At 71.1% G+C, this 16291-nt stretch carries 22 protein-coding genes; 14 read left to right on the top strand and 8 right to left on the bottom strand.

From position 1 onward, the window contains the following. Positions 1-68 precede the first annotated feature (68 nt). The gene (locus tag N553_RS0109960) at positions 69-350 is read left to right on the top strand and encodes an HU family DNA-binding protein (RefSeq protein WP_028046395.1); all 282 of its coding nucleotides are present in this window, start codon (positions 69-71) and stop codon (positions 348-350) included. Between the two features lie 101 nt (positions 351-451). Beyond that, positions 452-859 carry a Fur family transcriptional regulator gene (locus tag N553_RS0109955; protein WP_028046394.1) on the top strand — a complete coding sequence of 136 codons (408 nt, stop codon included), beginning with the start codon at positions 452-454 and terminating at the stop codon, positions 857-859. A gap of 18 nt (positions 860-877) precedes the next feature. On the opposite strand, the gene N553_RS0109950 is transcribed toward N553_RS0109955, so the two are convergent. Beyond that, positions 878-1366: a DUF6328 family protein gene (locus tag N553_RS0109950; RefSeq protein WP_034621995.1), complete on the bottom strand. Its 489-nt coding sequence runs from the start codon at positions 1364-1366 to the stop codon at positions 878-880. Positions 1367-1403: 37 nt separating this feature from the next. On the opposite strand from N553_RS0109950, the gene N553_RS0109945 reads away from it, so the two are divergent. Continuing rightward, a complete protein-coding gene (locus tag N553_RS0109945; RefSeq protein ID WP_051640054.1) occupies positions 1404-2486 on the top strand; it encodes a low specificity L-threonine aldolase in 1083 nt (360 codons plus the stop codon). 51 nt (positions 2487-2537) lie between these two features. Here N553_RS0109945 and N553_RS0109940 read toward each other — a convergent pair whose 3' ends face one another. Further along, positions 2538-4313 (bottom strand): DEAD/DEAH box helicase, encoded by a 1776-nt coding sequence (locus N553_RS0109940; protein ID WP_028046391.1) that lies wholly within the window; start codon positions 4311-4313, stop codon positions 2538-2540. Between the two features lie 257 nt (positions 4314-4570). After that, complete coding sequence (locus N553_RS0109935) at positions 4571-4987, bottom strand: CoA-binding protein (RefSeq protein WP_028046390.1); 417 nt, start codon at positions 4985-4987, stop codon at positions 4571-4573. A 112-nt stretch (positions 4988-5099) separates the two neighbouring features. Here N553_RS0109935 and N553_RS0109930 point away from each other — a divergent pair, with 112 nt between their 5' ends. The 8 genes from N553_RS0109930 (at position 5100) to N553_RS0109895 (ending at position 10967) form a co-directional block, all read left to right on the top strand. Continuing rightward, a complete protein-coding gene (locus tag N553_RS0109930; RefSeq protein WP_028046389.1) occupies positions 5100-5684 on the top strand; it encodes a CDP-alcohol phosphatidyltransferase family protein in 585 nt (194 codons plus the stop codon). Between the two features lie 62 nt (positions 5685-5746). Then, the gene (locus tag N553_RS22100; protein WP_231505230.1) at positions 5747-6658 is read left to right on the top strand and encodes a DUF881 domain-containing protein; all 912 of its coding nucleotides are present in this window, start codon (positions 5747-5749) and stop codon (positions 6656-6658) included. Next, complete coding sequence (locus N553_RS0109920; RefSeq protein WP_028046388.1) at positions 6655-6987, top strand: small basic family protein; 333 nt, start codon at positions 6655-6657, stop codon at positions 6985-6987. Before N553_RS22100 ends, N553_RS0109920 begins: the two co-directional genes overlap by 4 nt. 2 nt (positions 6988-6989) lie before the next feature. Then, positions 6990-8237 carry a DUF881 domain-containing protein gene (locus N553_RS24270; RefSeq protein WP_051640052.1) on the top strand — a complete coding sequence of 416 codons (1248 nt, stop codon included), beginning with the start codon at positions 6990-6992 and terminating at the stop codon, positions 8235-8237. Between the two features lie 131 nt (positions 8238-8368). Then, the gene (locus N553_RS0109910; protein WP_028046387.1) at positions 8369-8833 is read left to right on the top strand and encodes an FHA domain-containing protein; all 465 of its coding nucleotides are present in this window, start codon (positions 8369-8371) and stop codon (positions 8831-8833) included. Between the two features lie 34 nt (positions 8834-8867). Beyond that, positions 8868-9644 carry a MerR family transcriptional regulator gene (locus N553_RS0109905; protein ID WP_231505229.1) on the top strand — a complete coding sequence of 259 codons (777 nt, stop codon included), beginning with the start codon at positions 8868-8870 and terminating at the stop codon, positions 9642-9644. A 68-nt stretch (positions 9645-9712) separates the two neighbouring features. After that, complete coding sequence (locus N553_RS0109900) at positions 9713-10225, top strand: bifunctional nuclease family protein (RefSeq protein ID WP_034621715.1); 513 nt, start codon at positions 9713-9715, stop codon at positions 10223-10225. A 148-nt stretch (positions 10226-10373) separates the two neighbouring features. Continuing rightward, positions 10374-10967 carry a MerR family transcriptional regulator gene (locus N553_RS0109895; protein WP_028046384.1) on the top strand — a complete coding sequence of 198 codons (594 nt, stop codon included), beginning with the start codon at positions 10374-10376 and terminating at the stop codon, positions 10965-10967. Positions 10968-10984: 17 nt separating this feature from the next. Here N553_RS0109895 and N553_RS0109890 read toward each other — a convergent pair whose 3' ends face one another. Next, positions 10985-11749 (bottom strand): ParA family protein, encoded by a 765-nt coding sequence (locus tag N553_RS0109890; RefSeq protein WP_028046383.1) that lies wholly within the window; start codon positions 11747-11749, stop codon positions 10985-10987. A gap of 93 nt (positions 11750-11842) precedes the next feature. Here N553_RS0109890 and N553_RS0109885 point away from each other — a divergent pair, with 93 nt between their 5' ends. The 3 genes from N553_RS0109885 (at position 11843) to N553_RS0109875 (ending at position 13250) form a co-directional block, all read left to right on the top strand. Next, on the top strand, positions 11843-12478 hold the full coding sequence (locus N553_RS0109885; protein WP_028046382.1) for an MBL fold metallo-hydrolase: 636 nt from the start codon (positions 11843-11845) through the stop codon (positions 12476-12478). A gap of 62 nt (positions 12479-12540) precedes the next feature. Further along, positions 12541-12681, top strand: a complete 141-nt coding sequence (locus tag N553_RS25060) for a hypothetical protein (protein WP_156043797.1) — start codon at positions 12541-12543, stop codon at positions 12679-12681. Between the two features lie 62 nt (positions 12682-12743). Beyond that, on the top strand, positions 12744-13250 hold the full coding sequence (locus N553_RS0109875; RefSeq protein WP_231505228.1) for a GNAT family N-acetyltransferase: 507 nt from the start codon (positions 12744-12746) through the stop codon (positions 13248-13250). A gap of 21 nt (positions 13251-13271) precedes the next feature. Here the strand turns inward: N553_RS0109875 and N553_RS0109870 are convergent, their stop codons facing one another. From N553_RS0109870 to N553_RS0109855, 4 genes are all read right to left on the bottom strand, one after another. Further along, positions 13272-14483 (bottom strand): RNA polymerase sigma factor, encoded by a 1212-nt coding sequence (locus N553_RS0109870; RefSeq protein ID WP_034621714.1) that lies wholly within the window; start codon positions 14481-14483, stop codon positions 13272-13274. Between the two features lie 3 nt (positions 14484-14486). Further along, positions 14487-14897, bottom strand: a complete 411-nt coding sequence (locus N553_RS0109865) for a YciI family protein (protein WP_028046379.1) — start codon at positions 14895-14897, stop codon at positions 14487-14489. A gap of 130 nt (positions 14898-15027) precedes the next feature. Continuing rightward, the gene (locus tag N553_RS0109860) at positions 15028-15669 is read right to left on the bottom strand and encodes a helix-turn-helix domain-containing protein (RefSeq protein ID WP_028046378.1); all 642 of its coding nucleotides are present in this window, start codon (positions 15667-15669) and stop codon (positions 15028-15030) included. Then, positions 15669-16235 (bottom strand): dihydrofolate reductase family protein, encoded by a 567-nt coding sequence (locus N553_RS0109855; RefSeq protein WP_028046377.1) that lies wholly within the window; start codon positions 16233-16235, stop codon positions 15669-15671. The genes N553_RS0109860 and N553_RS0109855 overlap by 1 nt, the downstream gene beginning before the upstream one ends. Between the last annotated feature and the right edge of the window lie 56 nt (positions 16236-16291).

Genomic DNA, 16291 nt, shown 5'->3' with positions numbered 1-16291 from the left:
CTGCATGCCCGGGCACACCTCGGCCCGCACCTGGGCCCGCATTCCCGAGTGAACAAGGAGCACATCCAGTGAGCGTGAACCGCACCGAGCTCGTCCAGGCCCTCGCAGCCAAGGCCGGCCTCACCAACACGGACGCCGACAAGGCCCTCAAGGCCCTGCAGGAGGTCGTGGTCGAGAACCTCGCCAAGGGCGAGGCCGTCACGATCCCCGGCTTCCTTGCCGTCGCCCGCGCCGAGCGTGGTGCCCGCACCGGCATCAACCCGCAGACCGGCGAGAAGCTCGAGATCCCCGCGGGCTTCCGCGTGAAGCTCACCGCGGGCAGCGCCCTCAAGCGCGCCGTCCAGGGCTGACGCAGCACCTCGAGAACACCAGGCCGGGCCCCTGATCCACGCGGATCGGGGGCCCGATCTCGTATGATCTTGGGAACGACTCTCAGGAAGGTGGCTCGGTCATGGTGGTCGTCCCGCGCCAGACTCGGCAGCGCGCAGAGATCCTGGACCTCCTCGAGGACATCGACGAGTTCCGCAGCGCGCAGCAGCTGCACGAGATGCTGCGTTCCCGCGGTTCGAGCGTCGGTCTGGCCACCGTCTACCGCGCCGTGCAGAGCCTCACCGAGCACGGCGACGTCGACGTGCTGCGGACCGAGGAGGGGGAGTCGGTCTACCGGCTCTGCGATCAGCGCAGCCACCACCACCACCTCGTCTGCCGCTCGTGCGGTCGCACCGTGGAGATCGAGGCCGGTCAGGCCGAGGCGTGGGCCACCCAGGTGGGAGCCGCAAACGGGTTCGACGACGTCGAGCACACCATCGAGCTCATCGGTACCTGCGCGTCGTGCAGGTCGGCCGCAGCAGCGTCCTGATCGGGCCTAGGACCCGTCCTAGTGCCGCCTGCGGCGCCCGATCGCCGTCGGGAGAGCCCACCAGAAGCCGGCCAGCACGACGATCGAGGCGATGCCGACGACCTGACCGGCCGTCCGACCGAGGACCACGTCGAAGAGCAGCATCGCTCCGCCCGCCAGGACCAGTGCGAGGACAAAAAGGCCGGTCCGGGCGAACAGGTTCCCCCACGCGACGAGCTCGGGCTTGAGCCGCCTCTGGAAGAGCACCCGGTGCAGGCTCACCGGTGTGAGCAGCAAGGCCGTGGCAAGCACCGCCAGAAGCACGAGCACCAGGTAGAGGTTGCGCTCGTAGGTGTCCAGCGTCGCGAACCGCTGCTGGAACGGGATGGTCAGGAGGAAGCCCGTCAGGATCTGCGTGCCGGTCTGGGAGACCCGCAGCTCCTGCAGGAGCTCGTTCCAGTTGCGGTCCGCCCTCTGGTTGACGGTCTCCGTACGGCCGTCGTCAGGTTCTGTGTCCCCTTGCCCCACCTCGCGCACCTGTCACCTCCCGTGGCTTCCTCGGATCATGCCGCACCCTCGACGTCAGGGCACACTGGTGCCCGTGACCCGACTGCACGACGCCGAGCGCCGCGACTTCGCCTCCGACAACTACGCCGGGACGCACCCCGAGATCCTCGCCGCGATCGCGGAGGCGAACGGCGGGCACCAGACCTCCTACGGCGAGGACCGGTACACAGAACGCCTTCAGGAGGTCGTGCAGCAGCACTTCGGGTCGGCCGCATCAGCGTTTCCCGTGTTCAACGGGACCGCCGCCAACGTCCTGTCCTTGCAGTCGCTCCTGCCGCGCTGGGGTGCGGTGATCTGCGCCGAGACCGCACACATCCACACCGACGAGAACGGCGCACCTGAGCGCGTCGGGGCCGTCAAGCTGCTCACCGTCCCGACACCCGACGGCAAGCTCACCCCCGACCTCGTCGCCAGGCAGGCGTGGGGGTTCGGCGACGAGCACCGCGCGCAGCCCGGGGTCGTCTCCATCACGCAGAGCACCGAGCTCGGAACGCTGTACACGCCCCACGAGGTGCGCGCGCTCGCCGACCAGGCGCACTCGCTGGGCATGCGGCTCCACCTCGACGGTGCGCGCATCTCGAACGCGGCAGCAGCGCTCGGCGTCCCGCTGCGCTCGTTCACGACGGACGCCGGAGTCGACGTCGTGTCCCTGGGTGGGACCAAGAACGGCCTGCTGTTCGGCGAGGCCGTCGTCGTGCTCACCCCGGACGCGGACGGTGGGCTGACGTACCTCCGCAAGATGGACATGCAGCTGGCCTCGAAGATGCGGTTCGTGTCGACCCAGCTGGTCGCCCTGTACGAAGGTGACCTCTGGCTGCGGTCGGCCACTCACGCGAACGCGATGGCGACGCGGCTCCGTGCGGGCATCGAGGACCTCCCCGGGGTCCACGTCACGCGACCGACCCAGGCCAACGGTGTCTTCGTGGTGTTTCCGCCGGGGGTCGCTGACGTTCTGCGTCGCCGCTGGCGGTTCTACGACTGGGACGTGGCGACGAGCGAGGTGCGGCTCATGTGCTCGTTCGACACCACCGAGGCGGACGTCGACGAGCTCGTCTCGGCCGTGGCCTCAGCCGTCGCCTGAGCGCGAGGAAGCCCCGCCTCTCGAGCGAGAGACGGGGCTTCTTCCGTCAGGTCAGGAGCGACCGCGTGCTGGACCGTGGCTCGGACGCGAGGCGCCCTGGCCGGGACGGGGACCCGTGTCCTGGCGGATCCGCAGCGGGCGCCCGGCGACGCGCGTGCGCGCGAGGCGGTCGATGACCTCCGGGGTCAGGCCGGCCGGGATGTCGACCAGTGCGAAGCTGCCGAAGATGTCGATCTTGCCGACGTCCTTGCCGGTCAGGCCGCCCTCACCGGTGAGAGCGCCCACGAGGGCACCCGGCTGCAGGCCGTCGCGGTGGCCGACCGCCACGCGCCAGCGCGGCGAACCGCCCGCGATGTGCGTGTTGGTGTTGCGGCGGTCGCGCTCCGGCCGGTCGTAGCCACGCTCGCTGTCGCGGTCGCGCCCGTTGCCGCCCGTGAGGTGCGCGCGCGACAGGGCGTCGTCGAGGTCGTCGCCGGACGCGGCCACGGGGCCCTCGTCGCCCACCGCGAGCGCGGTGAGGACCGCCAGCAGGTCGACAGGGTCGACGTCGGGGTTCTTCGCCAGGTGTACGGCGATGGCCTCGCGGTACAGGTCCAGGCGACCGATCTCCTTGCGCTCGGCGGTCCGGGCCAGCAGGCCCGTCACCTTGTGCGCGGACACCTCGACGGGCGTGGGGATCTCGACCTGGATGAGCGACTGACGCGTGGTCCGCTCGATCTGACGCAGGCGCGACTGCTCGGCGGGCGTGACGAACGACAGCGCCTCGCCCTCGCGGCCGGCGCGGCCGGTACGACCGATGCGGTGGACGTACGTCTCGGGCTCGCGCGGCACGTCGAAGTTCACGACGAGGCCGATGCGGTCGACGTCCAGGCCGCGGGCGGCGACGTCGGTGGCGACGAGCACGTCCAGCGCACCGGAGCGCAAGCGGTCGACGATCTTCTCCCGCTCGGTCTGTGCGACGTCGCCGGAGATGTACGCAGCGGAGATCCCGCGCTCGACCAGCGCGCTGCCGACCTCCTCAGCCGCACCGCGGGTACGCACGAACACGATTGCCGCGTCGGCCTCCGACACGGCGAGCACGCGGGCGAGCGCACCGGTCTTGTGGCGGTGCGGCACCACGGCGTACGTCTGGCGGACGCTGGTCACCGTGGACGCCTGGCGCGAGACGGTGATCTCCACCGGGCGGTTCAGGTGCTGCTCGGCGACCCGACGGATGGGCGGCGGCATCGTCGCGGAGAAGAGGGCGACCTGGCGCTCACGCGGCGCGGCCGACAGCACGCGGTCGACGTCCTCGGCGAAGCCCATGCGCAGCATCTCGTCGGCCTCGTCGAGCACGAGGAAGCGGACGTCGTCCATCTTCAGCGTGCGCCGGTCGAGGTGGTCGAGCACCCGACCGGGTGTTCCGACGACGACCTGGGCGCCGCGGGACAGCGCGCGCTGCTGCGGGAGGAACGGGGAACCGCCGTAGACGGCGAGCACGTTCAACCCGGGCAGGTGCGTCGCGAACGACTGGATGGCGTCGGCCACCTGCATGGCGAGCTCGCGCGTCGGGGTCAGGACGATCGCCTGGACGGCGTGCACGTCGGGGTCGATCGACGCGAGCAGCGGGAGACCGAACGCTGCGGTCTTCCCGGTCCCGGTCTGGGCGACGCCGACGATGTCGCGGCCGCTGAGCAGGGCGGGGACGGCCTGCGCCTGGATGGCCGAGGGTGTGGTGAAGCCGAGGTCCGCGATCGCGGCCTGAAGCGCCGGCGGGAGGCCGAGCTCGTCGAAGGTGCCGTTCTCGGGCATGGAAGAGGGCGCAACTGAGGACACAGCAGAGCTCATGAAATGAGGAACCGATCATCGCGGGGCGGAGCCCTGAACCGTGCACCAGGTCGGCGAACAGCGGGTCGCAGCCCCGGACCACCCAGTGGCAACCGCGACTCGCGGTGCCTAGACCTCACACAAGAGGCGAGCCACGACCGCATGTGCGGTGGTGGCGACGCCTCGACGGGGGACGCGACGAACTCCAGATTCGAGGACAGCCTACCGGGGGCGGCAGTCCTGTGTCCGGAACGGGGTGCGTGACGTCGCGCACAGGGTCATCCGAGGCCGAGTCGCGGTCCCTCGATGGCCGGGCAGGCGTTCATGACGACGTCGACACCCGCGGCCTGCGCTCGCGCCGCGGCCTCCTCGTCGACCACGCCGAGCTGGAGCCACACCGCGCGGGCGCCGATCGCGACGGCCTGGTCGACGACCTCACCCGCCAGGCTGCTGTTGACGAACACGTCGACGACGTCCACGGGCCCCTCGACCTCGGCGAGCGAGCGGACCCCGGCGGCACCGTGCACCGTCTCGCCGCTCGGGTGCACCGGGACGATCTCCTTGCCGATGGAACCGAGATAGGCCGAGACCCCGTAGGCCGCGCGGGCACGGTTCGAGGAGAGGCCGACGACCGCCCATCGGCCCGGACCGGTCAGGAGCCGTCGGATCACCTCAGGGTCGTTGCGATGCGTCATGGCGCCAGCGTCGCACCATCGGCACCCGAACGCCGAGCCACGGTCATGAGCGCCTCGCTCGCCCGCATAGGATCGACGCCGCGCCCAGTCGGCACAGGGATCAGGGGAGGCAGTGGCAGGCAACGACGTCGTGAGCTCGCGCGTGCTGACGATCCCCAACGCGATCAGCTTCCTGCGACTCCTCCTGGTACCCGTGTTCGCGGTGCTCCTGGCCATGGGTAACGACGGCTGGGCGATCCTCGTCCTCGCCGTCTCCGGCGCGTCCGACTGGCTCGACGGTGTGCTCGCGCGGCGGCTCGGACAGGTCTCCAGGCTGGGCCAGCTGCTGGACCCGGCGGCGGACCGTCTCTTCATCATCGTCACGCTCGTGGCCCTGGCGTGGCGCGACGTGGTCCCGTGGTGGCTGCTCGTCGCGCTCGGGCTCCGCGACGTGGTGCTCGGCATCATGCTGCTCGTTCTCGGTCATGCGGGCTACGCACCGCTTCCGGTGCACCTGGCAGGGAAGGCCGGCACGTTCGCGCTGCTGTACGCCTTCCCGTTGCTGCTGCTCGCCGAGCTGGACTCGTGGGTCGGTGTGGTCGCGGGGGTGGTGGGCTGGGCCTTCGCCCTCTGGGGCGTCGCTCTCTACTGGTTCGCGGGCTTCCTCTACCTGGCGCAGGCGGCGCGTCTCCTGCGCGCGCCCGCGGAGCCCGCATGACCTCGCGGCACGGTACGGACGGGCCATGGCCGGCCGCACCGGTGAGACAGCCCGACGCCTCCATGACCCTGCTGACCGAGTTCTACCGCAGGCCGCTCGACCCGGGCTACGCCGAGGCGGCCGTCAAGAAGGCGCAGGGCCGGGCACACCCACGGACGTTCAGGTCGGTCTCGACGCTCGTCGCGATCGCGGTGGCACTCGGTCTGGGCACCACCGCCGCGACGGTCGCACTGCGCCAGCCTGCGAGCTCGGCCCAGCGGGCGCGCGAGATCCTCGAGGGGCAGATCCAGGAGCGGACCACGAAGGCGGAGGATCTCCAGGAGCAGATCGACGACCTGACGTCCGAGGTCGGGTCGCTGCAGAGCGACGTGCTCGGAGGCGAGGACGCCGGGCTCCACGACGGTACGAGCCCCGTGCTCGTCGAGGCGGGTGTGGTTCCGGTCGCGGGCCGCGGACTGCGCATCGAGCTCGCCGACGCGCCGTCGGACGACCAGGACGCGCAGGACCCGACCTTGCGCGTGCAGGACGTCGACCTGCAGGTCGTGGTCAACGGGCTGTGGGCATCGGGCGCTGAGGCGATCGCGATCAACGGCCACCGGCTGACAGCGATGACCGCCATCCGCTCCGCCGGTGACGCCGTCCTCGTCGACCTGGTGTCGTTGAGCAGCCCGTACAAGATCGACGCCATCGGCGACCCTGTCGCGATGCAGCCGGCGCTCGCCAGGACCAGCGCCGGCCAGCACATGTCGACGCTTCGCACCACGTACGGGATCGGCGTCCAGATGTCCTCGAAGTCGCGCCTGGAGCTGCCGGGTACGGGTCCCGTGACGCTGCACGACGCGACGGTCCTGGGCGCGTCGGACGAGCCTTCGCCAGCACCTGCTGCGACGCAGGACGTGAACAGTGCGGGACGTGCACCGGGAGCCTCCGGTGTGGCATGGTCGGCACGTCTTTCGGGGAGGGAGCGCGCATGATCGCAGTCGTCGGGCTGCTCATCGGCATCGTCGGAGGGCTGCTCCTCCAGCCGACCGTGCCCACAGAGCTGCAGCCGTACCTTCCGATCGCGGTGGTGGCGGCCCTCGATGCGCTCTTCGGCGGCCTGCGCGCGATGCTCGACGGCATCTTCGACGACCGCGTGTTCCTGATCTCGTTCCTGTCGAACGTCGTCGTTGCGGCCCTGATCGTGTTCCTCGGCGACCAGCTCGGCGTCGGCACGCAGCTCTCGACCGCGGTCGTGGTCGTCCTCGGCATCCGCATCTTCTCCAACGCGGCCTCGATCCGTCGGCACCTGTTCAAAGCATGACCATGAACGACGAGCAGGGTCAGGACGTCGGGGCCGACGACACGGACGTCGGGCGACCGAGCCCTCTCGAGGTCTACGACGCGCTGAACGAGCCGCGACCCGACCTTGCCGGTCCGGTCACCAACGACGACGAGTCACCGCTGGCTGCGGCCGCCGCCGCCGAGCTGGCGCGCGCGGAGGCCATCGAGCAGTCGCTCGCGGACGCGATCGAGGAGCAGGCCTTCGACGTACCCGAGGTCGACGTCGACGAGAGTCCGCCGGACGCGTTCGACGACTCCGCCGCCGCCGATCTCGGCCCGGGCGCTGAGCAGGGCACGCAGGATGGCCCAGAGGACCGCCCTGGGGCGGACGCGGACCGGCCGGACACGGACCCGGACGCGACGGACCACGCGGCATGGGAGCCCGTCGGGGGCGACGAGACTCGATCCGCGCAGGGTGGTGTCGAGGACGAGCTGTCCGGGGCGGCCCTCGCGGAGAGCGCGTCGCCCGGCCCGGACGAGCTGCGCATCCCGGAGCTCTCGGCGGAACCCGGGGCGTGGTCCGTCCTCGGGCGAGCCCTCAAGCCGCGGATGACGCGGGCGCAGGTGCTCGCCGGTGTGCTGTGCGCGCTGCTCGGGTTCGCGCTCGTGGTCCAGGTGCGGCAGGCCGCGGGCGCCGACCTCAACTCGATGCGCCAGCAGGACCTCGTGCGCATCCTCGACGAGGTCACGAACCGCGGCGACGCACTGGCGAGCGAGTCCGCCGACCTCACTCGTGAGCGCGACCAGCTCCTGTCGGGCTCCGACCGTCGCCAGGCTGCGCTCGACGCCCTCCGTCGTAGCGCGGAGACCCAGGGCATCCTCACGGGTCGGCTCCCGGCCGAGGGACCGGGAGTCGCTGTGACGCTCACGGAGCCGGACGGGCTCATCAAGCCGGTGACGATGCTCGAGGTGCTCGAGGAGCTGCGCAACGCGGGCGCCGAAGCCATCTCGCTGAACGGCCAGCGGGTGACCGCCAGCAGCGCCTTCACCGGCACTGCGGGCTCGGTGGTGCTGGACGGCGCGACCCTGAGCTCCCCGTACGTGTGGCTGGTCATCGGCGATCCCGACACCATCGACCCCGCCCTCCAGATCCCGGGTGGCGCGATGGCGCAGGTGCGACTGAACGGTGGCCAGGGCGAGGTCGAGCAACGTGACAACGTCCAGATCACAGCCTTGCGGGTGATTCCGGACCCGGTCTTCGCCACGCCGATCCCGCTCTCGGGCGACTGATCCGGGCCTGCGACGGCCTCCGGCGCGCGGGCGCGCGCCGGCGGTGCTGCGCCAGGCGCCTTCGTCCGCATAGGGTGTGAACGCGCGGCTGCGAGCCCGCACCAATCGTCGGGACCGGGCCGGGAGGTGGCATGAACAGCGAGGATCCGCAGGTCGGGGGACCTGGGCCGGACACCACGATGAGCTTCGGCGCGATCGAGCCGATCGAGGTGGAGATCGAGGCGGGCGCCCCGGTCGGACTGACCCAGGACGAGGTCGGCGCGGTCAACGCGCTGCCGCCCACGTCTGCTCTGCTGGTCATGCAGCGCGGCCCGAGTGCCGGTGCACGGTTCCTGCTCGACGCGGACCGCACGGTCGCGGGCCGGTCGACCGGGGCTGACATCTTCCTCGACGACGTGACCGTGTCCCGCAAGCACGCCGAGTTCGTCCGAGAGGGCAGCCAGTTCGTCGTCCGAGACATCGGGTCGCTGAACGGCACCTACGTGAACCGCACGCGCATCGACCAGTCCGTGCTCCGCGCGGGCGACGAGGTGCAGATCGGCAAGTACCGCATGACGTTCCACCCCAGCCCGCACCGGGACGCGGCCGGCGCGTGAACCGACCGGACACAGCACCCGGAGGAGCGGCCCGGTGAGCGCACGACCGCAGCGGCTGGCCGCGGTGCAGGAAGCCGCGACGACCCATGACGAGGCTCCGCCGACGCAGGAGCGCTGGCCCCGGGGCATCTCACGCCGGGCGACGATGCGGATCTCGGACATCCTCGCGTCGCTGCAGATCGAGTTCCCTGCGGTGACCACCTCCAAGCTTCGCTTCCTCGAGGAACAGGGCCTCATCGAGCCGGTCCGGACCGCCTCGGGCTACCGCCAGTACTCGCCTGCCGACGTGGAGCGCCTCCGGTTCGTCCTGCGGCAGCAGCGTGATCGCTACATGCCCTTGAAGGTCATCGGTGAGCGTCTTGCCGCTCTGGACGCGGGGGAGGAGGACGAGCCGGCGCCGCGTGCACGGCTCGCTACCCGCGACGGCGTCCGGGAGTCGAGCGGTACGCGTCTGACCGTCGACGTGCTCGCCCACGAGGCCGGGGTCGAGCCGTCGTTCGTCGAGGACCTGGCCGCGGCCGGTGTCCTTCGGCCGCACCCGTCGGGTGCCTTCGACTCCTGGGCACTCCAGATCGTCGTCTCGGCCGCGGCGCTCGCCCAGCACGGGATCGACCCTCGGCACCTGCGCCAGTTCCGTGCCGCCGCGGACCGGCAGGCGGACCTGGTCGAGCAGGTGGTCGCGCCCTGGCGCGGACAGCGCAGCGCCTCGAGCCGCGCCCGTGCGGGGACGCTTGCCGCTGAGGTCGGCGAGCTGTGCACGCAGATGCACACCGCGCTCGTGCGCGCGGCCGTCGCGGACCTCGCTCCGTAACGGGACCGATACACGCGGATCGTCGCCGAGGGGCGCCGGATCGCCTGCGGCGTCGTAGGTTGGGCCGTATGGGGGACGACGCCGAGCTGATTCCCGTCGAGATCGTGGGCGTGCGCCAGCATCTCGCGGACGACGAGATCGTCGTGCTGCTCCTCGACCCGGACTCCGAGCTCCTCGTCCCCATCCTCATCGGTCCGTCCGAGGCGAGCGCGATCGCGTCGGCACAGGCGGGCATCGTGCCCCCGCGGCCCATGACGCACGACCTGCTCCGCGATGTGCTGGTGGCCACGGGCTCGGGTCTGACCCGGGTCGAGATCACGCGGCTCGAGGAGGGGGTGTTCCACGCAGAGCTGGTGCTTCGCACAGGTCCGCGCGTCGACTCGCGCGCATCTGACGCGATCGCGCTCGCCCTGCGGTTCTCCTGCCCGGTCCTGTGCTCCGCCGAGGTCGTCGCTGTGGCCGGCGTCGAGGTCCGGACCACGTCCTCCGAGCAGGACCTCGAGCGGTTCCGCCGGTTCCTGGACCTGGTCACGCCGGAGGACTTCGGGACGGGCAGCGAGCCCGACGACGAGGGGCCCTGAGCCTCAACCTTCGTGTTCAGGTTGAAGGTGAGACTCGCGTGCCGCGACACGCCCGGGCGCGTCGTGGCGTCTGCACCACGACGGGCCTACTGTGGCTCGTAGCCGGGGGAGATGTCGGCCCGACCGGCGCACGACGAGTGGAGGATTCGTGACCAGCACCGAGAATGCCGAGAGCGTCGCAGGGGTCGTGCCCCAGCGCGCGCAGGGCATGCTGTTCGACGACGACCTCCCCGATCTCGACACCTCGACGGGCTACCGCGGACCGACGGCGTGCCGCGCAGCCGGCATCACGTACCGCCAGCTCGACTACTGGGCCCGGACGGGACTCGTGGAGCCCTCGGTCCGCCCGGCGACCGGCTCAGGGACGCAGCGGCTCTACAGCTTCCGCGACATCCTCGTGCTCAAGGTGGTCAAGCGCCTGCTGGACACGGGGGTGTCGCTCCAGCAGATCCGTACCGCGGTCGCGCACCTGCGCGAGCGCGGTGTCGACGACCTTGCGCAGATCACCCTGATGTCCGACGGCGCCAGCGTCTACGAGTGCACCTCGGCCGACGAGGTCATCGACCTGGTGCAAGGTGGCCAAGGAGTGTTCGGCATCGCCGTGGGACGCGTGTGGCGTGAGGTAGAGGGGACGCTTGCCGCGTTGCCCACCGAGCGGGTCGACGAAGAAGACGACGTGGTCTCGGAGCCGTCGCCGCACGACGAGCTCGCGATGCGTCGTCAGGCCCGCACCGCAGGCTGACCTGCTGGGGCAGCGGCTCAGCGGCGGGGTGCCCGCAGCGCCCTCTCGAGGAGGGCGTCGAACGTGCGCGCCAGCTCGGCGGCAGCCGTCCCCGGCCACGCGTGCACGGGCTGTGCGGCGCCCTGAGCCTGCTGCAACGCCGCGCGCTCCGGAACGCTCGGGCTGAGCAGAAGCGGCCCGTACAGCGCCTGCAGCTCCTCCAGGCGGTACGCCTGCTCGACGGAACGGGCGCGCACGCGGTTGACCACGATCCCGAGCGGCTGCAGGGCCGGAGCCTGGTCGCGTCGCAGCTCGTCGATCGTGCGCATGGCCCGCCCGACTGCCATCACCGCGAACAACCCGGGCTCGGTGACGACGATCGCACGGTCCGCTGCGACCAGCCCCGTCCGCGTGAGACCGCCGAGCGAGGGCGGGCAGTCGATCAGGACCAGCTCATAGCCGCTGACCCACGACAGCGCGTACCTGAGGCGTTCGACGTCGTTGTCGCGCAGCCGGTCGTGCTCGGCCGAACGTTCGGAGCCCACGAGCACGTCGAGACCGTCGTCCGCCCAGGACGAGGGAACCGTCGCAGCTTCCATGGTGGCGGCGCCAGGAAGCGCCAGCACCGAGGCCACATCCGCGGTGTCGGGCCGTGCCCCGAGCGCCATCGTGGCGTCGCCTTGAGGATCGAGGTCGATCACGAGGGTGCGCATGCCGCGCTCCAGCGCGGCCGACGCGAGGCCGAGGGTCACCGAAGTCTTCCCGACCCCACCCTTGAGACTGCACACACCGAGCACCAGCACGGCGACACCGTATCTGGGCCGTGTGTCGTTCACGAATCGCGTCGGTCACGCATTCGGTCAGCACCGTCGTCCCGGTCAGGGAAGACTGCGGGAATGAGCACTCGCCTGTCCCGCTGGGGCCACTCCTGCATCCGTCTCGACCGCGGCGACGACCACCTGGTCATCGACCCCGGTGGCTTCTCGGACGTCTCCGGCGCACTTGACGGTGTCGCGGCGGTTCTGGTCACCCACGAGCACCCCGACCATCTCGCGACCGAACCCGTGGTCGCCGCCGGCGTGGACGTGTGGGGTCCGCAGGCGGCGCTCGACCTGCTGGCTGCGGCCGGAGCCCCGGGTGACCGGTTGCACGCCGTCGCTGCCGGCGACTCGATCCAGGCAGGCGGGTTCCAGGTCGCCGTGCTGGGGGAGTGGCATGCCCTGATCCACGCAGACATCCCGCGCGCCCCGAACGTCGGCTACCTGGTCGAGGGTGTCCTGCATCCCGGCGACGGGTACGTGGACCCGCTGGGTGCGTCCGTCGACGCGTTGCTGACGCCCGTCGGCGGCCCGTGGCTCAAGGTCGGCGAGGTGGTCGACTACGTGCGCTCGGTCGCACCCCGCCGGCTCGTCGCGATCCACGACGCCCATCTGTCGGCACCCGGCCTCGCGCTCGCGTCGACGCTCCTGGGGCGGCTCGGTGGAGCCGGGGACGTGATCCTGCTCGATGCCGGAGACGGGATCGACCTGTAGACGACCAGGCTGGTCAGCGCACCCGCGCATGCGTACGGTGAACCACGTCGGAGGAGACGAACATGACGCACCCTGAAGGGCACGACGGCCAGTCCCACGAGGTGCCAGAGCTCGAGTTCGACGAGTCCGTGCCACCCCGGCCGGAGGAGGAGATCGCCGACGCTGCCCGGTCCGTGCCCGATCCGGCGGGCCACGGCGGCTGACGGAAGCTCATCTCCGCGCGTCGCGCCTGGCAGCGCCGATGCTCAGCGTGCGGCATCCTGTCATGGTGCTGATTCAACGCGTGGGGGAGGACGACTGGGAGATCGTTCGCGACGTCCGGCTTCGTGCCGTGCGCGAGAACCCCGGGATCTTCGGCGCCTCGCTGGCCCGGGAGAACCGGTTCGTCGAGTCGCACTGGCGGATGCGGTTGCGTACGAGCCCTACGTGGATCGCCGTCGACGACACGGGGACCGGCCGCGGCATCGTGCAGATGCTCCAGGAGCCCGGCTCACCGACGGACGACCGTCATCTGATCTCGCTGTGGGTTGCCCCCGAGACACGTCGTCGTGGCATCGGATGGGCGCTCGTCGACGCGGTCTGCAAGGCGGCAGCCGCGGACGGTGCGAGCACCGTCTCTCTCTGGGTCGTCGACAACAACCACGCCGCAGGAGACCTGTGCGTCCGTGCTGGTTTCACGCGCACGGGGGAGCGGCAGGCATTCTCGCGCGACGACTCGCTGACCGAGGAACGGTTCGTGCGAACGATCACGGCGGACGACCCCGCGGAGTAGCTCGTCGGGTCCGCTCGCAGGTCACGGCGAGGTTCGTCCCTGTGCGGCAGCCCGAGCCAGGGCGGCCTGCCTGACGAGGTGGTCCCGTTCGACCACGTCCGTCGCACGGTGAGCCGCCTCTGCGTAGGCCGCGGCGGCGGCGGGAAAGTCGTTGCCCAGCTCGTACAGGTGGCCACGGACCGCGTGCCACCGGTGGCGGTCGCCGATCACGGCGCGCAACCGTTCGGTCTCACGGATCCCTGCTCCGGCGTCCAGGACGTGGCCGACCGCGACGGCGCGACCGAGCACCGCGGCCGGGTCCTGACGGACCGGGTCGTCGCTGAGGTCGACGAGGTCGTCGTACCAGGCGAGGATCTGCCGCCAGTCGGTCTCCTCGGCCCGGGCCGCGTCATCGTGCAGGGCGGCGACGGCCGCCTCGATCTGGTAGCGCCCGGGTCGCTGCGCCGCGAGCGCCGTCTGGAGCACGCGGACGCCCTCGGCGATCTGCCGTGTGTCCCACAGTCCGCGGTCCTGCCGGTCGAGCGTGACGATCCGGCCTGCGGCATCCAGCCGTGCGCGACGGCGGGCGTGGTTGAGCAGCATGAGTGCCAGCAGGCCTCGGGCCTCCGGCTCGTCCGTGGCGAGGGTGAGCTGGCGCGCGAGCCGGATCGCCTCACCAGCGAGGTCCACACGGCCGGCGTGGCCGGTCGAGTACACGACGTACAGCACGCGCAGCACGACGGCGAGGTCCCCCGGCTGGTCGAGGCGACGTCCGTGCAGAGCGCGCTTGGCCCGGCTGATCCGCTGGGCCATCGTCGCCTCGGGGACGTAGAAGGCGTCCGCGATCTCCCTCGTGGTCAAACCGCCGACCGCTCGCAGCGTCAGAGCCACCTGGCTGGCGGGGGAGAGGTCCGGGTGGCAGCAGCAGAAGAGCAGGAACAGGGTGTCGTCACCCTCTTCGGTGCCCGCCGGTCGCGGCCGGTCGTGGACCGCTTCCTCGCGACGGCCGCGGGAGGCCTGGCTCCGGCGGGCGTCGACGAGCCGTCGGGTGGCAACCGTGGTCAGCCACGCGCGCGCGTCACGTGGGGGATGCTCGGGCCACACCCGGAGCGCCTCCAGGAGAGCTTCCTGCAGCGCATCCTCGGCGGCGTCGAAGTCCTCGCCGCGCCGGACGAGCGCCGCGAGCACCCGCGGGACGAGAGCACGCAATGCGCTGTCGTCCCGCGGGTCGACCGGTGGTGTGTCGAGGACCACCGCTCAGTCTCGTGAGGGGATCTCGGACATGACCTCGCGGACGTCGATCCACTCGTAGAGCGGTGTCCCGCCCGGTCCGGGCTCGGACGAGACATACGCGGCGAGCTCGACCGCGCGCTCGTGGGAGTCGACGTCGATCATGTACCAGCCGGCCGCGAGGTCGCTCGTCTCCGGCAACGGGCCGTCGGTCACGACGGGCGCGGCGTCGGGGCCGCCGTAGCGCACCCAGGTGCGCTCCGGGGTGAGCGCCTGGGCGTCCACCCACTCGCCGTTCTCCTGGAGCAGCTCGTTGACGTGCTGCAGGAAGGCCATGTGTGCCTCGACGTCCTCGGGTTCCCACTGGTCCATCGGCGGCACGGGACGGTACTGGTCCGGTCCACCGCGGTAGTGCTTGAGGAGCAGGTACTTCGGCATGGTGGTTCTCCTGTGCTGTGAGCCGCGCCGGTCGCGGCCTTCACCGGGTGAGCGGAGCCGATGACGACTTCTCGACATGCTCCCTCGAAGTGCTTCACAGCGCTTTCTGGAGCCCGTGGTGCGCGCTCGGTCAGGCGGCTAGGCGGAACGTGGCGCTGAAGCGCTCGAGGATCTCGCCGCGACCGCGCAGCACCTCGACCACGCCCGTCTCGATCGCGCGCCTCCAGTCGAGCTCGCCGGAGATGAGGCGGCGGATGCCTGCGCCTGCGGCGAACGCGAGGTCGACCGGACCGTCGCCACGCGTCACGTCCAGGGCGGGACCGTCCACCATGACCATCAGAGCCGTGGGACCGAAGTGTGCCGCGTAGGCCGTCGGCGGAAGGTGCGCTGCCTCCTGTGGCTGGAAGGCGGTGCGCAGGGCCATGGTCATCGAGTCGGCCGTCACGATCTCGCCCTCCCGCGGATCGCCCATGGCCTTGAAGCCCCAGGCGCCCAGCGCGAGCACGATGGGCTCGAGCTCCTGGCCGTAGGGCGTGAGCTCGTAGCGGATGACGCTCGAGCGCACCACCCGGCGGACGACGCCTGCCGCCTGCAGCTGCGTGAGCCGCGTCGCGAGGATGTTGCTCGGGATCCGGGGGAGTCCGGCTGCCAGCTCTCCGAAGCGACGGGGACCCACGAGGAGGTCCCGGACGATGAGCAAGGCCCAGCGCTCGCCCACGAGCTCGAGGGCACGCGAGACGCCGCAGTACTGCCCGTAGTCGCGTGCGGCCATCAGGCGCGCCCCTGCGCGTTCACGACCTCGTAGTCGAGGATCAGGAGCCCCGAGGGCGAGACCACGCTCCGGATCGGGACGAGGGGGATCGGAGGTAGGCCGTCGAACAGCCGACGGCCGACACCGGCGATCGTCTGGGCGACCACGAGCCTGAGCTCGTCGACGACACCCGCGGCGAGCAGCGTCTGCGCGACCGAGATGCTGCCGTGCACCCCGACGTCGCCTCCGGGGCGGCTCTTCAGGTCTGCCACGAACTCGACCAGCCCACCATCGATGGCACGGGCATGGGCCCACTCGGCGGCGAGCGGCGACGAGGTCGCCACGTACTTCGGCACGGAGTTGATGAACGTCGCGAACGGTTCTATCTGGCTGCCCGGCCAGAAACCGACCCACTCGTCATAGGTGCGGCGACCGAAGATGACAGCGTCCTGGCTCGCGATCACCGCAGCAGCGGCGGCGTCATCCACCTCGTTGTCCTCGACCTCGGTGAAGAACCCTGCGACGTTTTCGGCAACGCCGTCGAGCGTCAGGAACTCGTAGACGACGACCTTCCGCCCAGACGCCATGGTGAGTCGCCTTCCCGGTCGTTCGGATGACTTCGAGATCCTGATACTTGCAAAAA

This window comes from Cellulomonas sp. URHE0023, assembly GCF_000688475.1.
Classification (GTDB): Bacteria; Actinomycetota; Actinomycetes; order Actinomycetales; family Cellulomonadaceae; genus Cellulomonas.
Note: the sequence above shows the minus strand (reverse complement) of the source record. Positions and strands in the feature narration are given on the sequence as shown.